A 16,650-nucleotide genomic window follows, 5' to 3' on the forward strand; every position below is an offset into this window, starting at 1 on the left:
CCGTATGCCATGTCGCTTTGCCTGACAAAGCGCTGGACGCTGCGGGTCATTCATTCGAAGGCAGTCTTTATAGTCAGTGAATTCAAGAGGTTCTCAAGCCATGTTGCTGATGATCGATAACTACGACTCTTTTACTTACAACGTTGTGCAATACCTCGGTGAGCTCGGGGCCGAGGTCAAAGTCGTGCGCAACGACGAGCTCACCATCGCCGAAATCGAAGCCCTCAACCCTGAGCGGATCGTCGTTTCTCCAGGCCCTTGCACGCCAACGGAAGCGGGCGTATCGATTGATGTGATCAAACATTTTGGCGGCAAATTGCCGATCCTGGGTGTGTGCCTGGGCCATCAGTCCATTGGCCAGGCCTTTGGCGGCGACGTGGTTCGCGCCCGCCAGGTGATGCACGGCAAGACCAGCCCGGTGTTTCACGAGGACAAAGGTGTCTTCGAAGGCCTGAACCATCCGCTGACCGTCACCCGTTATCACTCGCTGATCGTCAAGCGCGAAACCTTGCCGGACTGCCTGGAGCTGACCGCCTGGACCCAGCTTGAAGACGGCTCTGTCGACGAGATCATGGGCCTGCGCCACAAGACGTTGAACATTGAAGGTGTGCAGTTCCACCCTGAGTCTATCCTGACTGAACAGGGCCACGAGCTGTTCGCCAACTTCCTCAAACAAACCGGCGGCACGCGCTAAGGACTTTCCATGAATATCAAGACAGCCTTGGGCCGTATCGTCGACCACCTCGACCTCAGCACTGATGAAATGCGCGATGTGATGCGCGAAATCATGACCGGGCAGTGCACGGACGCACAAATTGGCGCGTTCATGATGGCCATGCGCATGAAGAGCGAAAGCATCGACGAGATCGTCGGCGCCGTGTCGGTCATGCGCGAGCTGGCGGACAAGGTCGAACTCAAGACCCTCGACGGCGTCGTCGATGTGGTCGGCACCGGCGGTGACGGGGCCAACATTTTCAACGTTTCGACGGCTTCTTCGTTCGTGGTGGCCGCGGCCGGTTGCACCGTGGCCAAGCACGGTAACCGTGCGGTGTCGGGTAAAAGCGGTAGTGCCGATCTGCTGGAAGCGGCGGGCATCTACCTGAACCTGACCCCGGTTCAGGTGGCGCGTTGCATCGACAACGTCGGCATCGGCTTCATGTTTGCCCAGACCCATCACAGTGCCATGAAGCACGCCGCCGGTCCGCGCAAGGATCTTGGTTTGCGCACCCTGTTCAACATGCTCGGCCCGCTTACGAATCCGGCCGGCGTGAAACATCAGGTGGTGGGCGTATTCAGCCAGGCGCTGTGCCGGCCGTTGGCCGAGGTCTTGCAGCGTTTGGGCAGCAAGCACGTGCTGGTGGTGCACTCGAAGGATGGCCTGGACGAGTTCAGTCTGGCGGCGCCGACCTTCGTGGCGGAATTGAAGAATGACCAGATCACCGAGTATTGGGTCGAGCCGGAAGATTTGGGCATGAAGAGCCAGAGCCTGCACGGCCTGGCGGTGGAAAGCCCGGCCGCTTCGCTCGAGCTGATTCGCGATGCCTTGGGCAAACGCAAGACCGAGAGCGGTCAGAAAGCTGCCGAGATGATCGTGCTCAATGCCGGTGCTGCGCTATACGCCGCCGACCTGGCGACCAGTTTGAAAGAAGGTGTTGCCCTGGCGCACGATGCGCTGCACACAGGCCTCGCCCGGGAAAAACTTGAGGAGTTGGGTGCATTTACCGCGGTATTCAAAGTGGAGAATGAGGGATGAGTGTACCGACGGTTCTGGAAAACATTCTGGCGCGCAAAGTCCAGGAAGTCGCCGAGCGTAGCGCTCGTGTGAGTCTGGCGGAGCTGGAAAGTCTGGCCAAGGCGGCCGATGCACCCCGTGGTTTTGCCAAGGCATTGTTGACGCAGGCCAAGCTCAAGCAGCCTGCGGTCATTGCTGAAATCAAGAAAGCTTCGCCTAGCAAAGGTGTGATTCGCGAGAACTTCGTTCCTGCCGATATCGCCCGCAGCTACGAGAAGGGCGGCGCGACCTGTCTGTCAGTGTTGACCGATATCGATTACTTCCAGGGCGCTGATGCGTATCTGCAACAGGCCAGGGCGGCGTGCAAACTGCCGGTGATCCGCAAGGATTTCATGATTGATCCGTATCAGATCGTCGAGGCCCGTGCGTTGGGCGCCGACTGCGTGCTGTTGATCGTCTCCGCACTGGACGACGTGAAGATGGCCGAGCTGGCAGCGGTGGCAAAAAGCGTCGGCCTCGACGTGTTGGTGGAAGTCCATGACGGCGACGAACTGGACCGGGCCTTGAAAACCCTCGACACGCCGCTGGTCGGCGTGAACAACCGCAACCTGCACACCTTCGACGTCAGCCTCGAAACCACCCTGGACCTGTTGCCACGGATTCCGCGCGATCGTTTGGTGATCACTGAGAGCGGCATCCTCAATCGGGCCGATGTCGAACTGATGGAAATCAGCGACGTGTATGCGTTCCTGGTGGGCGAAGCGTTCATGCGCGCCGAAAGCCCGGGCACCGAGCTTCAGCGTCTGTTCTTCCCTGAGCGTGGTGTTGCGGTCAGCGGCTCGACCCTCGACTGAGACATTTTTGCAGGCGCCCGATCCCCTGTGGGAGCGGGCTTGCCCGCGAAGAGGCCATCAAGTACCCCAAAGACGTCAGGTCTTACGGAGTCGTCCATGCCCCAACCAATCTCTCTGACTGTAGAAGCAGGCCTGCAAGCCGAACAGGATTTGCTGGCCTCAGTCTGCACCGGCGACTCAGAATTCGGTCTGTTGTTCTGGCAACCCAGTGATCGGGCACTGGTCATGCCGCGCCGCTTGAATCGCCTGCCTGGTTTCGAAGCCGCGTGCGAAGTATCTGCCGCCGCAGGCTGGCCAGTACTGTTGCGCGAAACCGGTGGCGAGCCGGTGCCGCAATCGGCTTCAACCATCAACATCGCTTTGGTCTACGCCCCGCCGCGCAGCGAGGGTGACCAGAACCGCATCGAAAGCGCTTACCGTCGACTCTGCGATCCGATCTGCCAGTTACTGGATGAACTGGGTGGCGTTTCGTCCCTGGGTGAAGTGGACGGCGCGTTCTGCGACGGACGTTTCAACGTCAACCTCGATGGACGCAAGATGGTCGGCACCGCTCAGCGCTGGCGCCAGAGCAAGGGCGGCACGCGTCCGGTCGGCCTGGTGCACGGTGCGTTGTTGCTGGATAACGAGCGCGAATCGATGGTCGCGGCGGTCAATCGCTTCAATGAGGCCTGCGGCCTGGAGCCGCGTGTCCGCGCCGAGAGCCACATCGCGCTCCATGAGAAGTTTGCTGCGCCGGACGCACTGGGGCGGCTCGACGCGCTCTATCGCCAGTTGCTGGCAGACATGTTCAAGGTTTAGCGCGTACCGAAGACCACCATGGTCTTGCCTTTGACGTCGACCAGGTTGCGTTCCTCGAGATCCTTGAGTACGCGGCCAACCATCTCGCGGGAACACCCGACAATTCGCCCGATTTCCTGACGTGTCACCTTGATCTGCATGCCATCAGGGTGGGTCATCGCATCGGGCTGTTTGCACAATTCCAGCAGGCAACGGGCAACGCGGCCAGTCACGTCGAAGAAGGCGAGGTCGCCGACTTTGCGCGTGGTGTTGCGCAGGCGCTGTGCGATTTGTCCGCTGAGTACGTAAAGAATGTCCGGGTCTTGTTGGGACAATTCGCGGAACTTCGCGTAGCTGATTTCCGCTACTTCGCACTCGATCTTGGCCCGCACCCAGGCGCTGCGCTCTTGTTCGAGGCCAGCCTGTTCAAACAGACCCAGCTCGCCGAAAAAGTCTCCGGAGTTCAGATAGGCGATGATCATTTCACGGCCGTCGTCATCCTCGATCAGGATGGTGACCGAGCCTTTGATAATGAAGAACAGCGTCTCCGAGCGGTCGCCGGCGCAAATGATATTGCTCTTGGCCGCATAACGACGGCGTTGGCAATGCATCAACAGCTTGTCGAGGTTCTTGATTTTGGGGGTAGGGGCAATAGCAACCATGGTTGTATCCCGAAAAGACTGCACGGTGTGTTTGGTTTTTTTATGAGACGCTGAGGTTGCTACAAAGCTGGCTATGCGCCAGCGAATTGGCGCCAGCTTAACAGACACTTCCTGCAATATTCGAGATTTTACCTACAACGCAGAAGGCTATCGTCCTAGGACGGCGAGCGCTGTCAATCCAGAGCCCTGTGCTAAGCTGGCGACCCTTTTTTAGACAGTGGAGTCTTGGCGATGAAGGCACGCATCCAATGGGCTGGCGAAGCCATGTTCCTCGGCGAATCCGGTAGCGGTCATGTCGTGGTCATGGACGGTCCACCCGATGCCGGTGGTCGTAACCTGGGTGTCCGGCCGATGGAAATGCTCCTGCTGGGCGTCGGCGGTTGCAGCAATTTCGACGTGGTCAGCATCCTCAAGAAGTCCCGTCAGGCCGTCGAGAGCTGCGAAGCTTTCCTTGAAGCCGAACGTGCGACCGAGGACCCGAAGGTCTTCACCAAGATTCACATGCACTTTGTGGTCAAGGGCCGCGGGCTGAAAGAAGCCCAGGTCAAACGCGCCATCGAGCTGTCTGCCGAGAAGTATTGCTCGGCGTCGATCATGCTCGGCGCGGCCGGTGTTGCGATTACCCACGACTACGAAATCATCGAACTCGGTTGAATCGACATTCAACTATCATAAAAGCAGTGCAGACTCTGGCGATCCCAAGCTGACGTCTGCATAATGCGCCACTTTTTTCAGGGTAGTGGTCCGTCAGCCGACCGGCCGCTCGCCCGAACAGACAACCAAAATCGCCATCGCGAAGAGGTGTTAACCGTCCTACGCAGGTGCGTCGTTCGCATCTGACGGGCATGCTTGATCACGCGGCCCGGGCCGCAATACATAGAGAGTTTTTAACGGTGAAAAGCAAACTCAAGCTCCACGGGTTCAATAACCTGACAAAGACCTTGAGCTTCAACATCTATGACATCTGCTACGCGGAAACCCCGCAAGACCAGCAGGCTTACGTCGAGTACATCAATGAAGAGTACAACGCGAAACGCCTGACGCAGATCCTCACAGAAGTTGTCGATATCATTGGTGCCAACATCCTGAACATTGCCAGTCAGGACTACGACCCACAGGGCGCCAGCGTCACGATTCTGATCTCTGAAGAGCCGGTGACCCCGACCGACAGCCAGATCGAAGAGTCGCCAGGCCCGTTGCCCGAAATCATCCTGGCCCACCTCGACAAAAGCCACATCACGGTGCACACCTACCCGGAAATCCATCCGGACGCCGGTATTGCAACTTTCCGTGTGGACATTGACGTGTCGACCTGTGGCGTCATTTCACCGCTTAAAGCGCTCAATTTCCTGATTCACCAGTTCGATTCGGACATCGTGACCGTGGATTATCGCGTGCGCGGTTTCACCCGTGACGTCGAAGGCAACAAGCACTTCATCGATCACGAGATCAACTCGATTCAGAACTACCTCTCCGACGACACCCGCGACGCGTACCAGATGACCGACGTGAACGTGTACCAGGAAAACCTGTTCCACACCAAAATGCTGTTGAAGAACTTCGAACTGGATAACTACCTGTTCGGCGACGCGACCAACAACCTGTCCTCTGAGCAACGTGCTCAAGTGACCGACCGTGTGAAACACGAAATGCTCGAAATCTTCTACGCGCGCAACATGCCGACCTAAGATTTTCGAACACAAAAAAGGCGACTACCTCACGGTAGTCGCCTTTTTTATGTCTTGCCCTTGTAGAAGCAAGCTCGCTCCGGCAAAAAAACTGAAATCAGATCCGATAAGTACTCTTGGTCATGACCTTGGCCATCAAGCTCATTCCGAACTTCACCGGTGCCGGAAAACGAAAGCCCCCGGCCTCCAGCGCGCTTTCGGCATGGTGTTCTTCATCAGTCCGCATCTGTTCAAGAATCGCCCGGGACTTTTCGTCCTCGGCCGGCAACTGTTCAAGGTGCTCGTTCAAGTGCTTGCACACCTGATGCTCGGTAGCAGCCACGAACCCCAGGCTGACCTTGTCGCTGATCAACCCGGCCACCGCGCCAATCCCGAACGACATGCCATAGAACAGCGGGTTGAGAATGCTGGTATGGCTGCCCAACTGCTTGATGCGTTGCTCGCACCAGACAAGGTGGTCGATTTCTTCTTCGGCGGCATGTTCCATGGCGGCGCGCACGTGCGGCAACTTGGCGGTCAAGGCCTGCCCCTGATACAGCGCCTGGGCGCAGACTTCGCCGGTGTGGTTGATGCGCATCAGACCGGCGACGTGCCGGGTGTCTTCGTCGCTCATTTGCGCTTCCGGCTGCACAATCGCGGGAGACGGACGGTACGGCTGGCCACTGAACGGCAGCAGGGTACGCATCGCGGCATCGGCTTGCAGCAGAAGGCGGTCAATCGGCGAGTAGTGACGTTGGGTAGTCATGCTGATCTCCGGGAGGAATCTCGGCGGCCAGTTTAACCCAATCGGCCGGGGAAGGTTTGCGCTGGGTCATTGCGACGCAGGTTGCATGTGCAGGAGCCGGCTTGCCGGCGGTGGCGGTCTCGATGACGCCATCGCCGGCAAGCCGGGTTCCTGCAGGGGCGGGGTATGAATCAACCCGGCGGCCAATGCATCTGGCGCTGACCCAGTACGTGCATATGAATGTGGTAAACAGTTTGCCCACCTTCTTCATTGCAGTTCATGACAACGCGAAAGCCTTTTTCGCAACCCAGTTCCAGTGCCAGGCGCTGGGCAGTGAACAGGATATGCCCGGCCAATGCCTTGTCGTCCTCGGTGAGGTCGTTGAGGGTGCGCACCGGTTTCTTCGGGATCACCAGAAAATGCACCGGTGCCTGTGGGGCGATGTCGTGGAAGGCCAGTACCTGGTCGTCCTCGTAAATGATCTTCGCCGGGATTTCCCGGTTGATGATTTTGGTGAACAGAGTATCCACAGCTGTTTTCTCCGTTATTTGGTCTGGCCTGAGTGTACTCATGGGGGATCCCCGAGCCCAGCCTTTTGCCTTGAAGCTTGATCAACGCGGGCAATAGGCCTTGTTGACCATGCCGGTGAGGGTCCTGATCAACCAGCGTGAGCCGAGCCGTGGCAGGAAAGCGAACCATCGGTTCAGCCGGCCCGGAATAATAATGGCGCGGTTCTTTTCCAGTGCCCTCACTGTATACAGCGCGACTTCCTCGGGGCTCATCAACAGTTTGCTCTGGACCAGTTTGTCGCTGTTCAGCTGGGCAGTGCGGAAAAACGCGGTGCGGGTCGGGCCGGGGCAGAGTACGGAAACCTTGACTGCGCATTTCTTCAGTTCGACGCGCAACCCTTCGGAAAAGTGCAGCACATAGGCTTTGCTGGCGTAGTAAGTGCTCATCCACGGGCCGGGATGGAACGCTGCGACAGACGCGACGTTCAGAATCTGCCCGCCACCCTGCAAGGCCATGCTGTTGCCGATGGCGTGGCACAGGCGAGTCAGGGCCAGAATGTTCACTTCGATCAGGTCTTGCTCGGTCATCCAGTCCTGCGCGAGGAATGGGCCGCAGGTGCCGATGCCAGCGCAGTTCACCAGCAGGTCGATCTGCCGGTCACCTTCTTCCAGTTCCAGCAGAAACCCGGACAGGCGCAGAGGCTCGCCGAGGTCGCAGGCGCGGAACAACACTTCCACACCAAAGCGTTGGGTCAGTTCAATTGCAATACTTTCCAGCTGATCACGCTGTCGTGCCACCAGAATCAGGCTGCGGCCACGGCGGGCCAGCGCTTCGGCCATCGCCAGGCCGATGCCACTGGAGGCGCCAGTGATCAGAGCGTAACGGGTCATGCAGTTCTCCATCGCAACAGCTCCGCGCCGGCGACGCAGGTGTCACGGGCGGGGAGCGCTGTTCATTCTTTCGCAGAGTCTACAGGGGCCGGGGCTTCTTCGGCTTCATCGTCTGTGGAATCCGGTACTTGTTCCGCCTCTTCGGCGGGCTCGACTTCCACTTCGTCGGTGGTTACCGAGCCGCTGTCATAGCTGGTTTCGGCAGCGGTTTCGTACTCTTGCTGGATCGCACTGAAGCCACCCGCCAACAGACCAACAAGGCCGAGGGCAATCACCACGATCCACAGCGAAGACAGCACTTTGACCGCCGTGGTGTTCGGCGGTGGTGGAGGGCCATAGCGATTGGCGATGTTGGTGCCTGGCACGCACATGATCACGAACGGAAAGAAACTGCCCACGAATGGCACGAGATTCAGCAACCAGAGCCAGCCGGACCAGCCAATATCGTGCAGCCGTTGAACGCTGATCTGAATGCTGACGACTGCGATGGCGATGCACAGGAAAAATACCACCAGGCCTCCGACAATCAGGCCAGCGGTCGAATCGCTGCTGATCAGGGCGATGGCGAAAATGGCCAAGACCGACCCGACGCCGAGCATGACCAGCGTCAGCACCATGGTCCAGGCCAGATAGCGCAAACGACCGATGCGTCCCTCGACGCCGAAAGGCTTGAGCGTGCCGAACGGCGGCAGGCTTTCGCCGACTCTGGCTTGAGGTGGAGCATAAGGCGACTCAGGGTCTGCGAACACGGGTTGGCTGTTGGCAGGGGCGTGGTGCTGGGCGTCCGCCAGGTTCAGTTCAATCGAGGGTTCGGCTTCGATGCGGGCATCAATGCCGGTTTTCGTCAGTGCCTGGAGGTAGGTTTGCGCGTCGGTCTGCGACAGGCCTTGCTTGAGCGTGACCGTCTGGCCGTTGAACAGCCGTTCGATGGCGGCCACTTCGCTTTTGTACAACTCCGCCAGATTGAGTTTGGCAGTGGCGATCTCGACACCTGGCAGCAGAGCGCCGTCGAATACGATCTTGAAACGGTTGTCGCTCATTGCGAGGCATCCTTGTCGCGAGTGTTTGAATAGTTAGAGAGTTGCAAGTCCGGAGTGTAAGGCCAGTCGATGATGACTGGCCAAATTTCCTGCTAGCGCGGCCAGCGTGTCGGCAGTTGCGCTGCCTGCTCCAGCGCCTTGCGGTATTCAGCGTCCAGACGTGCAACCAATTGATCCACGCTCGGCAAATCGTCGATCTCTCCGACACCCTGGCCGGCGGACCACACGGTTTTCCAGGCCTTCGCTTCATCGCTCAACGGCTTGAGCTTGGAGCCGAAATTGACTTCGCCCTTGTTTTGCAACGCTGCCATGTCGAAACCGGCCGCTTCCAGGCTCTGGCGCATAAAGCTCGCCGGTACGCCCGACACCGCCGGCGTATGGATGATGTCGGCCGCTCTGGCGTTCAGCAGCATCTCTTTGTAGGCGTCTGGCGCATGACTTTCAGCGGTGCCGATAAATCGCGTACCGAAGTAGGCCAGATCCGCACCGAGCAATTGTGCCGCGAGTATCTCGTGACCGTGGTTCAGGCAGCCGGCGAGCAGCAGCGTTTTGTCGAAGAACTGGCGGATTTCGGCAATCAGCGAAAACGGGCTCCAGGTGCCCGCGTGTCCACCGGCGCCCGCGGCCACGGCGATCAAACCATCCACGCCAGCCTCCGCTGCTTTCTCTGCGTGACGTCGAGTGGTTACGTCATGGAACACCAGGCCGCCATAGCTGTGCACCGCATCGACCAGTTCTTTCACGGCGCCAAGGCTGGTAATCACAATCGGCACCTTGTGCTCGATACAGATGTCCAGGTCCGCTTGCAGGCGCGGGTTACTGTTGTGGACGATCAGATTCACGGCATAAGGCGCCGGGTTCTCCAGTGTCGCCAGCCCTGCTTCGATCTCTTCCAGCCAGGCCTTGAAGCCGCTGCTCTCACGCTGGTTCAGCGCGGGGAAGCTGCCCACCACGCCGTTACGGCAGCAGGCGAGCACCAGTTGCGGGTTGGAAATCAGGAACATCGGCGCTGCCACCACGGGCAGACGCAAACGTTGTTCGAGCAAAGCGGGCAGCGACATTGGAAGTACCCCGGTGAGTGGTGCTGATTGAAGTTAAAACGGCCGAACGACGACCAGAATTACGATAGCCAGCAATATCAGAACCGGCACTTCATTGAACCAGCGAAAAAAGACATGGCTGCGGGTGTTCTCGCCACGGGCAAAACGTTTCACCTGTGCGCCGCACATGTGGTGGTAGCCGATCAGGATGACCACCAGCGTCAATTTGGCGTGAATCCAGGCGCCTTGACTGAATATGCTTGGGTTCAGCGCAATCAGTGCAATACCAAAAATCAGCGTGGCGATCATCGCCGGGCCCATGATGCCGCGATACAGCTTGCGTTCCATGAGGCTGAAGCGTTCCTTGCTGACAGTGTCTTCGCTTTGGGCGTGATAGACGAACAGGCGCGGCAGGTAAAACAGGCCGGCAAACCAGCAGACCATGCTGATGATATGAAGCGCTTTGAGCCACAGATAAAGCATTTTTAGTTATTCCCAGGTTCACGGTAGCGAAGATAGTAGAGGGTAGAGCGTCCGCACGTCACCTTGACGGTTGTCGCAGGGCGATACGGGCCCTATTATCGACGGCTTTCCAGTGGGTTCGTTGAGGGCAGGTTTATGGTCAAGGTCGGTATCGTCGGCGGCACGGGTTACACCGGTGTCGAACTGCTGCGTCTGTTGGCACAGCATCCGCAAGCAGAAGTGGTAGTGATCACTTCCCGATCCGAGGCCGGTCTGGCCGTGGCTGATATGTACCCGAACCTGCGCGGCCATTACGACGGCCTGGCGTTCAGCGTTCCGGACATCAAGACGCTGGGTGCTTGCGACGTGGTGTTCTTCGCCACGCCTCACGGTGTCGCCCACGCGCTGGCCGGTGAACTGCTGGCGGCCGGGACCAAGGTCATCGACCTGTCGGCGGACTTCCGTCTGCAAGATGCCGATGAGTGGGCCAAGTGGTACGGCCAGCCTCACGGCGCGCCGGAACTGCTGGATGAAGCAGTCTACGGCTTGCCGGAAGTCAATCGCGAGCAGATCAAAAAGGCTCGCCTGATCGCCGTGCCGGGTTGCTACCCTACCGCAACGCAATTGGGTTTTCTGCCATTGCTCGAAGCCGGCCTGGCCGATACCTCGCGCTTGATCGCTGACTGCAAATCCGGTGTCAGCGGTGCCGGTCGTGGCGCTGCCGTAGGTTCGCTGTACTCCGAGACGTCGGAAAGCATGAAGGCCTACGCCGTCAAAGGTCATCGTCACTTGCCGGAAATTCGCCAGGGGCTGCGTCGTGCAGCAGGAAAGGAGGTCGGCCTGACCTTCGTTCCACACCTGACGCCGATGATTCGCGGCATTCACTCGACGCTCTATGCGACGGTCGTGGATCGTTCGGTGGATCTGCAGGCGCTGTTTGAAAAGCGTTATGCCAATGAACCGTTCGTTGATGTGATGCCGGCAGGCAGCCATCCGGAAACCCGCAGCGTGCGCGGCGCCAACGTCTGCCGTCTCGCCGTGCATCGTCCGCAGGACGGTGATCTGGTGGTTGTGTTGTCAGTCATCGATAACCTGGTCAAAGGTGCGTCGGGTCAGGCGGTGCAGAATCTGAACATCCTGTTCGGTCTGGATGAGCGTCTGGGCTTGTCGCACGCCGGCATGCTGCCGTAAGGCTTTAGCCCGCTCAGCAAAAAGGCCCGTTGAACGGGCCTTTTTGCGTTTCGCACCGGCAATCGGGTTTATTGATATACCGTAACAATAGTTGACCGATTTTCTAGGAGAAGCGGATAATGCGCGTCATCACGCATTATGGCGGCGTAACGCCGGGAGATAGTCAGCATGAGCGTCGAATCCTTCACCCCCACGGCTTTGCAATTCACTCACGGTGCCGCGCACAAGGTGAAGAGTCTGGTCGATGAAGAGGGGAATGATCGCTTGAAGCTGCGCGTATTCGTTACGGGCGGCGGTTGTTCAGGTTTTCAGTACGGCTTCACCTTCGATGAAGAAGTGGCCGATGACGACACCATCGTCGAGCGCGAAGGTGTGAGTCTGGTCGTCGATCCGATGAGCTTCCAGTACCTGGCAGGCGCCGAGGTGGATTATCAGGAGGGTCTGGAAGGTTCGCGTTTTGTCATCAAGAACCCGAACGCCAGCACCACGTGTGGCTGTGGCTCTTCGTTCTCGATCTGATCGCGTTTCACCGTATGAGCAAACGCCGCATGACCTTGGGGTCATGCGGCGTTTTGCTGTCCGGGGTTCGGTTTCAGGCCGGGTAGATGGCGCCGAGTACGCGCAAGCCGCGGGCGCCAGTGACGCTTGGGCGATTGGCCGCAATGCCTTCCAGGCAGCAATGGGCCAGCCAGGCGAAGGCCATGGCTTCGACCCAGTCCGGGTCTACGCCGTGAGTGGCGGTGCTGCTGACGTTGGCGTTTGGCAGCAGGCTGGCCAAGCGCTTCATCAGCGTGGCGTTGTGTGCACCGCCACCGCAGACCAGCAACTCTTGGGTATCTGCTTGAGCGCTTTGCAGTGACTCGACGATGGTCAGTGCGGTCAGCTCGAGCAGTGTTGCTTGCACGTCTTCGGCGGCGAAGGTCGGCAAATTCGAAAGATGCTGTGTCAGCCATGGCAGATTGAACACTTCGCGACCGGTGCTCTTCGGGCCCTTGGTCACGAAGAACGGATCACTGAGTAGCGCTTTCAGCAGAACAGGTTCGACTTTTCCGCTGGCAGCCCATTGGCCGTCACGATCAAAGTTTTCGCCGCGTTGCTGATGTATCCACGCGTCCAGCAGCACGTTCCCGGGGCCGCAGTCGAAACCGGCTACTGGTTTGCCGGCTTCGATCAGGCTGAGGTTGCTGAAACCGCCGACGTTCAATACCGCACGGTTGCCCGCCTGTTCTTCAAACAGCGCTTCGTGAAACGCTGGAACCAATGGTGCGCCTTGTCCGCCTGCCGCAACGTCGCGACTGCGGAAATCGCTGACCACGGTGATGCCGGCTAATTCGGTCAGCAGGGCAGGGTTACCGATCTGCACCGTGAAACCACGCGCCGGTTCGTGGCGAATGGTCTGGCCATGGCTGCCAATTGCGCGAATGTCTTCGGGTTTCAGGTTTTGTTGATCAAGAAGGGTGTGAATACCCCGCGCCGCCAGTTTCACCCAGTTTTGCTGGGCGATGGCTGAGCGGGCAATCTCGTCCGGGCCGCTGGCGCACAAGCCAAGCAACTCGGTGCGCAGGGAATCGGGCATGGGGATGTAATGCGTGGCGATCAGTTTGATCGCCGGGTTCAGCTCGACCAGCGCGATATCCAGGCCATCGAGACTGGTTCCGGACATCACACCTATATAGAGCGTCATGGTTTAGCGCTTGCTCGAAGCCAGTTGGGTGGATTTCTCTTGGTCCATGCGCGCCATCAGAGGCTGACTCTGCGCGAGGAACCGTGCCCGTTCTGCTTTGGAAATTGGATCGGCCATTGCCACCTTCTGACCCAGTGGATCGACGTGCACACCATTGACCTGGAACTCGTAGTGCAGATGCGGTCCCGTGGACAGGCCGGTTGTGCCGATGTAACCGATCACTTGGCCCTGCTTGACGGTGCCGCCGGTCCGCACGCCTTTGGCGAAACCTTGCATGTGGCCATACAGCGTACGGTAGGTGTTGCCGTGCTGGATGATCACGGTATTGCCGTAGCCCCCGCGACGACCGGCCAACAATACTTTGCCATCGCCGGCCGCCTTGATTGGCGTGCCGCGCGGAGCTGCGTAATCGACGCCTTTGTGAGCGCGGATCTTGTTCAGGATCGGGTGCTTGCGACCCATGGAGAATTTCGAACTGATGCGGGCGAAGTCCACCGGCGTACGGATAAACGCCTTGCGCATGCTGTTGCCGTCAGCAGTGTAATAGCTGCTGTTGCCTTGTTTGTTGGTGTAGCGCACGGCGGTGTAGGTCTTGCCGCGGTTGGTGAAGCGTGCGGAGAGGATCGGGCCATTGCCGACGGCCTTGCCGTTGACGACTTTCTGTTCGTAGATCACGTCGAACTCGTCACCCTGGCGAATATCCTGGGCGAAGTCGACGTCATAGCCAAACACGCTGGCCATGTCCATGGTCAGACTGTGGGACAGGCCGGCACGCGCGGCGGACTGCGACAGCGAGCTGTTGATCACGCCGTGAACGTAGGCAGAGCGCACGGTAGGCTTGGCGGTAATGCGGTTGAACACATAACCCTTGTCATTCTTGGTCAGGGTGATGCTTTCGAGGTCGCTGACCTTGCTGTGCAGGTTGGTCAGCTGGCCTTCGGGGTTCAGTTCGAATTCGAGTTTCTGGCCATGTTTGAGTTGGCTGAATTGCTTGGCCTGCTTGTCGCTGGCCAGCACTTCATGCACCGAAGTCGCCGGAAGGCCGACTTTCTCGAACAGGGTAGAAAGCGTGTCGCCTTTGGCGACGATCACTTCCCTGTGGTTGGGTGCCTTCTTTTCTTCGACAATCGGCGCGGGTGCAGCCTGAGCGGTTTGCTGGGGCTCTTCGGCGCTGTTTTCGATCTGCGCAAAAGGGGAGGTTGCCGGCTCATTTGTGGCTTGGGCGGCGTCGGCGGCGTCTTGATCTTGTGTCAGTTGTTCAGCAGGGCTTTCCAGTTCAAGACTCAGGGTCGTCTTTTTGGCTTCTACATCACTGGAAGGAAATACCAGAAGCGCCAGGCTCAGAAGGGCGGCGATGCCACTTGCTGCGAGCAGGTGGGTCTTCGGGTAAAGCGGTGGCGCTTTAGACGATTCTTTGGTCATAGGTAATTTTGACTTTGAAAAAGATGAATTGGAAAAGATGAATGACATGATGAAGATGAAATAACTGTATAAAATATAACCAAATCATCCCTGAAGCAAGTCCGCAGACACTCTGCCAGCGGATTGGCGTCATTGCGCCGGCCAAACTTTGTATTTGACGCGTGATCTTGTATGGTTGGTTCCCTTTGAATTCGAGCCTTGCGGGTCTGTTATGAAGTCGGTTGAAGAGCAGCTAGCGCTGATCAAACGTGGTGCGGAAGAACTGTTGGTCGAGTCCGAGCTGATCGAGAAACTCAAGCGTGGCCAGCCGCTACGTATTAAGGCAGGCTTCGATCCGACCGCGCCGGATTTGCACCTGGGTCACACCGTGCTTATTAATAAGCTGCGCCAGTTCCAGGAGCTGGGGCATCAGGTGATCTTTCTCATCGGTGACTTCACCGGGATGATCGGTGATCCGAGCGGTAAGAGTGCAACACGCCCTCCGTTGACTCGCGAACAGGTTCTCGAAAACGCCGAGACCTACAAGACCCAGGTCTTCAAGATTCTTGATCCGGCCAAAACCGAGGTGGCGTTCAACTCCACCTGGATGGATCAGATGGGGCCGGCCGACTTCATTCGCCTGACTTCGCAGTACACCGTTGCTCGCATGCTCGAGCGCGACGATTTCGACAAGCGCTATACGACGAATCAGCCAATCGCCATTCATGAGTTCCTCTATCCGCTGGTTCAGGGTTACGACTCGGTTGCCTTGCGCGCGGATGTCGAACTAGGCGGTACCGATCAGAAGTTCAACCTGTTGATGGGGCGTGAGCTGCAACGTGGTTATGGTCAGGAAGCACAGTGCATTCTGACTATGCCGTTGCTCGAGGGTCTGGATGGCGTGAAGAAGATGTCCAAGTCCCTGGGCAACTACGTCGGCATCCAGGAAGCGCCGGGTGTGATGTACGGCAAACTGGTTTCCATTCCGGATGCGCTGATGTGGCGTTACTTCGAATTGCTCAGCTTCCGTTCGATGGAAGAGATCAATGCATTCCGCGCCGATGTTGAGGCAGGTGCCAATCCGCGCGACATCAAGATCAAGCTGGCCGAAGAGATCGTTGCACGCTTCCATGGTGAAGAGGCTGCGGCCAGTGCTCATCGTGCTGCGGGCAATCGTATGAAGGATGGCGAACTGCCGGACGATCTGCCGGAAATCGAATTGACCGCTACCGAAGATATGCCGATCGCTGCCGTCCTTAATAAGGCGGGTCTGGTGAAGAACTCGGCGGTGGCGCGTGATTTGTTGAATTCTGGCGGTGTGCGTATAGATGGCGAGGTTGTGGATCGCACCTTTATATACGTACTGGGTGCGACTCACGTTTGCCAAGCTGGAAAGAAGGCATTTGCACGTATTTCGCTTAAATCCGAATAAAGCTGGAATTAGGTGTTGACGGCAGATTCTGGAAGTCTATAATTCGCCGCACTTCCGGCGCAGTCGAAACGGAAAACTCCTTGGTAAACAAAGAGTTACGCAGTTTTCGACAGCGAGTTGCTTCAGATCATCGAGGCCCAGAAGGAGTTGGTTGAGCAGTGTGTTGTCGCTCAATTGACGGTTCGATCTTCTCGGTCGAAAGCGGAGAAAAAGAGGTGTTGACAGCAGCGAGTAACGCTGTAGAATTCGCCTCCCGCTAACGAGAGATCGGAAGCGCAAGTGGTTGAAGTTACAGAGGAAACTTTGAAAGCTTCTGAAAATAACCGCTTGACAGATACAGAGGACGCTGTAGAATGCGCGCCTCGGTTGAGACGAAAGATCTTAACCAACCGCTCTTTAACAACTGAATCAAGCAATTCGTGTGGGTGCTTGTGGAGTCAGACTGATAGTCAACAAGATTATCAGCATCACAAGTTACTCCGCGAGAAATCAAAGATGTAACCAACGATTGCTGAGCCAAGTTTAGGGTTTCTTAAAAACCCAAAGATGTTTGAACTGAAGAG

18 protein-coding genes are annotated in these 16,650 nt (G+C 57.9%); 9 read left to right on the plus strand and 9 right to left on the minus strand.

Translation table 11 applies throughout. The features are described 5' to 3' along the window. Positions 1 to 100: 100 nt before the first annotated feature. The 4 genes from F8N43_RS15835 to F8N43_RS15850 all read left to right on the plus strand — a co-directional run bounded on the left by F8N43_RS15835 (position 101) and on the right by F8N43_RS15850 (position 3,384). Positions 101 to 694 carry an aminodeoxychorismate/anthranilate synthase component II gene (locus F8N43_RS15835; RefSeq protein WP_150634269.1) on the plus strand — a complete coding sequence of 198 codons (594 nt, stop codon included), beginning with the start codon at positions 101 to 103 and terminating at the stop codon, positions 692 to 694. Positions 695 to 703: 9 nt separating this feature from the next. Next, positions 704 to 1,753: an anthranilate phosphoribosyltransferase gene (trpD, locus tag F8N43_RS15840; RefSeq protein WP_150639146.1), complete on the plus strand. Its 1,050-nt coding sequence runs from the start codon at positions 704 to 706 to the stop codon at positions 1,751 to 1,753. Further along, positions 1,750 to 2,586 (plus strand): indole-3-glycerol phosphate synthase TrpC, encoded by an 837-nt coding sequence (gene trpC, locus F8N43_RS15845; RefSeq protein WP_150634267.1) that lies wholly within the window; start codon positions 1,750 to 1,752, stop codon positions 2,584 to 2,586. Before trpD ends, trpC begins: the two co-directional genes overlap by 4 nt. Positions 2,587 to 2,682: 96 nt before the next feature. Beyond that, positions 2,683 to 3,384 (plus strand): biotin/lipoate A/B protein ligase family protein, encoded by a 702-nt coding sequence (locus F8N43_RS15850; protein ID WP_150639147.1) that lies wholly within the window; start codon positions 2,683 to 2,685, stop codon positions 3,382 to 3,384. On the opposite strand, the gene crp is transcribed toward F8N43_RS15850, so the two are convergent. After that, complete coding sequence (crp, locus tag F8N43_RS15855) at positions 3,381 to 4,025, minus strand: cAMP-activated global transcriptional regulator CRP (RefSeq protein WP_008027103.1); 645 nt, start codon at positions 4,023 to 4,025, stop codon at positions 3,381 to 3,383. The genes F8N43_RS15850 and crp overlap by 4 nt on opposite strands. A gap of 231 nt (positions 4,026 to 4,256) precedes the next feature. Between crp and F8N43_RS15860 the strand changes: the two genes are divergently transcribed. Both F8N43_RS15860 and speD read left to right on the plus strand, forming a co-directional pair. Continuing rightward, on the plus strand, positions 4,257 to 4,679 hold the full coding sequence (locus tag F8N43_RS15860) for an OsmC family protein (protein ID WP_007941657.1): 423 nt from the start codon (positions 4,257 to 4,259) through the stop codon (positions 4,677 to 4,679). Between the two features lie 239 nt (positions 4,680 to 4,918). Next, positions 4,919 to 5,713, plus strand: a complete 795-nt coding sequence (gene speD / locus F8N43_RS15865; protein WP_150634265.1) for an adenosylmethionine decarboxylase — start codon at positions 4,919 to 4,921, stop codon at positions 5,711 to 5,713. A gap of 97 nt (positions 5,714 to 5,810) precedes the next feature. Here speD and coq7 read toward each other — a convergent pair whose 3' ends face one another. The 6 genes from coq7 to hemJ form a co-directional block, all read right to left on the minus strand. After that, positions 5,811 to 6,458 (minus strand): 2-polyprenyl-3-methyl-6-methoxy-1,4-benzoquinone monooxygenase, encoded by a 648-nt coding sequence (gene coq7 / locus F8N43_RS15870; protein ID WP_150639148.1) that lies wholly within the window; start codon positions 6,456 to 6,458, stop codon positions 5,811 to 5,813. 170 nt (positions 6,459 to 6,628) lie between these two features. Next, positions 6,629 to 6,967 (minus strand): histidine triad nucleotide-binding protein, encoded by a 339-nt coding sequence (locus F8N43_RS15875; protein ID WP_008027110.1) that lies wholly within the window; start codon positions 6,965 to 6,967, stop codon positions 6,629 to 6,631. An 81-nt stretch (positions 6,968 to 7,048) separates the two neighbouring features. Beyond that, positions 7,049 to 7,837 carry an SDR family NAD(P)-dependent oxidoreductase gene (locus tag F8N43_RS15880; protein WP_150634775.1) on the minus strand — a complete coding sequence of 263 codons (789 nt, stop codon included), beginning with the start codon at positions 7,835 to 7,837 and terminating at the stop codon, positions 7,049 to 7,051. A gap of 62 nt (positions 7,838 to 7,899) precedes the next feature. Further along, on the minus strand, positions 7,900 to 8,877 hold the full coding sequence (locus tag F8N43_RS15885; RefSeq protein ID WP_150639149.1) for a DUF805 domain-containing protein: 978 nt from the start codon (positions 8,875 to 8,877) through the stop codon (positions 7,900 to 7,902). Positions 8,878 to 8,969: 92 nt separating this feature from the next. Further along, on the minus strand, positions 8,970 to 9,938 hold the full coding sequence (locus F8N43_RS15890) for an NAD(P)H-dependent flavin oxidoreductase (RefSeq protein WP_150639150.1): 969 nt from the start codon (positions 9,936 to 9,938) through the stop codon (positions 8,970 to 8,972). A 33-nt stretch (positions 9,939 to 9,971) separates the two neighbouring features. Next, positions 9,972 to 10,400: a protoporphyrinogen oxidase HemJ gene (hemJ, locus tag F8N43_RS15895; protein ID WP_150634772.1), complete on the minus strand. Its 429-nt coding sequence runs from the start codon at positions 10,398 to 10,400 to the stop codon at positions 9,972 to 9,974. Between the two features lie 135 nt (positions 10,401 to 10,535). Here hemJ and argC point away from each other — a divergent pair, with 135 nt between their 5' ends. Then, entirely contained in the window at positions 10,536 to 11,570 is a 1,035-nt protein-coding gene (gene argC / locus F8N43_RS15900; RefSeq protein ID WP_150639151.1) for an N-acetyl-gamma-glutamyl-phosphate reductase, read from the plus strand. Between the two features lie 168 nt (positions 11,571 to 11,738). Then, entirely contained in the window at positions 11,739 to 12,089 is a 351-nt protein-coding gene (gene erpA / locus F8N43_RS15905) for an iron-sulfur cluster insertion protein ErpA (protein ID WP_007947969.1), read from the plus strand. Between the two features lie 73 nt (positions 12,090 to 12,162). On the opposite strand, the gene F8N43_RS15910 is transcribed toward erpA, so the two are convergent. Both F8N43_RS15910 and F8N43_RS15915 read right to left on the minus strand, forming a co-directional pair. Beyond that, the gene (locus F8N43_RS15910) at positions 12,163 to 13,254 is read right to left on the minus strand and encodes an anhydro-N-acetylmuramic acid kinase (protein ID WP_150639152.1); all 1,092 of its coding nucleotides are present in this window, start codon (positions 13,252 to 13,254) and stop codon (positions 12,163 to 12,165) included. 3 nt (positions 13,255 to 13,257) lie between these two features. Next, the gene (locus tag F8N43_RS15915) at positions 13,258 to 14,676 is read right to left on the minus strand and encodes a peptidoglycan DD-metalloendopeptidase family protein (protein ID WP_150634769.1); all 1,419 of its coding nucleotides are present in this window, start codon (positions 14,674 to 14,676) and stop codon (positions 13,258 to 13,260) included. A 211-nt stretch (positions 14,677 to 14,887) separates the two neighbouring features. Here F8N43_RS15915 and tyrS point away from each other — a divergent pair, with 211 nt between their 5' ends. Next, positions 14,888 to 16,087 carry a tyrosine--tRNA ligase gene (tyrS, locus tag F8N43_RS15920; protein ID WP_150634768.1) on the plus strand — a complete coding sequence of 400 codons (1,200 nt, stop codon included), beginning with the start codon at positions 14,888 to 14,890 and terminating at the stop codon, positions 16,085 to 16,087. Positions 16,088 to 16,650: the final 563 nt, after the last annotated feature.

Origin of the sequence: Pseudomonas fluorescens (genome assembly GCF_902498065.1) — a bacterium.
Classification (GTDB): Bacteria; Pseudomonadota; Gammaproteobacteria; order Pseudomonadales; family Pseudomonadaceae; genus Aquipseudomonas; species Aquipseudomonas fluorescens_BJ.

What these genes read in the sequence shown, in the direction of transcription:
- F8N43_RS15880 (WP_150634775.1), bottom strand. Translation starts at nt 7,837, where the DNA reads ATGACCCGTTACGCTCTGATCACTGGCGCCTCCAGTGGCATCGGCCTG.
- tyrS (WP_150634768.1), top strand. Translation starts at nt 14,888, where the DNA reads ATGAAGTCGGTTGAAGAGCAGCTAGCGCTGATCAAACGTGGTGCGGAA.
- F8N43_RS15890 (WP_150639150.1), bottom strand. Translation starts at nt 9,938, where the DNA reads ATGTCGCTGCCCGCTTTGCTCGAACAACGTTTGCGTCTGCCCGTGGTG.
- trpC (WP_150634267.1), top strand. Translation starts at nt 1,750, where the DNA reads ATGAGTGTACCGACGGTTCTGGAAAACATTCTGGCGCGCAAAGTCCAG.
- F8N43_RS15835 (WP_150634269.1), top strand. Translation starts at nt 101, where the DNA reads ATGTTGCTGATGATCGATAACTACGACTCTTTTACTTACAACGTTGTG.
- crp (WP_008027103.1), bottom strand. Translation starts at nt 4,025, where the DNA reads ATGGTTGCTATTGCCCCTACCCCCAAAATCAAGAACCTCGACAAGCTG.
- argC (WP_150639151.1), top strand. Translation starts at nt 10,536, where the DNA reads ATGGTCAAGGTCGGTATCGTCGGCGGCACGGGTTACACCGGTGTCGAA.
- coq7 (WP_150639148.1), bottom strand. Translation starts at nt 6,458, where the DNA reads ATGACTACCCAACGTCACTACTCGCCGATTGACCGCCTTCTGCTGCAA.
- trpD (WP_150639146.1), top strand. Translation starts at nt 704, where the DNA reads ATGAATATCAAGACAGCCTTGGGCCGTATCGTCGACCACCTCGACCTC.
- hemJ (WP_150634772.1), bottom strand. Translation starts at nt 10,400, where the DNA reads ATGCTTTATCTGTGGCTCAAAGCGCTTCATATCATCAGCATGGTCTGC.
- F8N43_RS15915 (WP_150634769.1), bottom strand. Translation starts at nt 14,676, where the DNA reads ATGACCAAAGAATCGTCTAAAGCGCCACCGCTTTACCCGAAGACCCAC.
- F8N43_RS15885 (WP_150639149.1), bottom strand. Translation starts at nt 8,877, where the DNA reads ATGAGCGACAACCGTTTCAAGATCGTATTCGACGGCGCTCTGCTGCCA.
- F8N43_RS15860 (WP_007941657.1), top strand. Translation starts at nt 4,257, where the DNA reads ATGAAGGCACGCATCCAATGGGCTGGCGAAGCCATGTTCCTCGGCGAA.
- F8N43_RS15850 (WP_150639147.1), top strand. Translation starts at nt 2,683, where the DNA reads ATGCCCCAACCAATCTCTCTGACTGTAGAAGCAGGCCTGCAAGCCGAA.
- F8N43_RS15910 (WP_150639152.1), bottom strand. Translation starts at nt 13,254, where the DNA reads ATGACGCTCTATATAGGTGTGATGTCCGGAACCAGTCTCGATGGCCTG.
- erpA (WP_007947969.1), top strand. Translation starts at nt 11,739, where the DNA reads ATGAGCGTCGAATCCTTCACCCCCACGGCTTTGCAATTCACTCACGGT.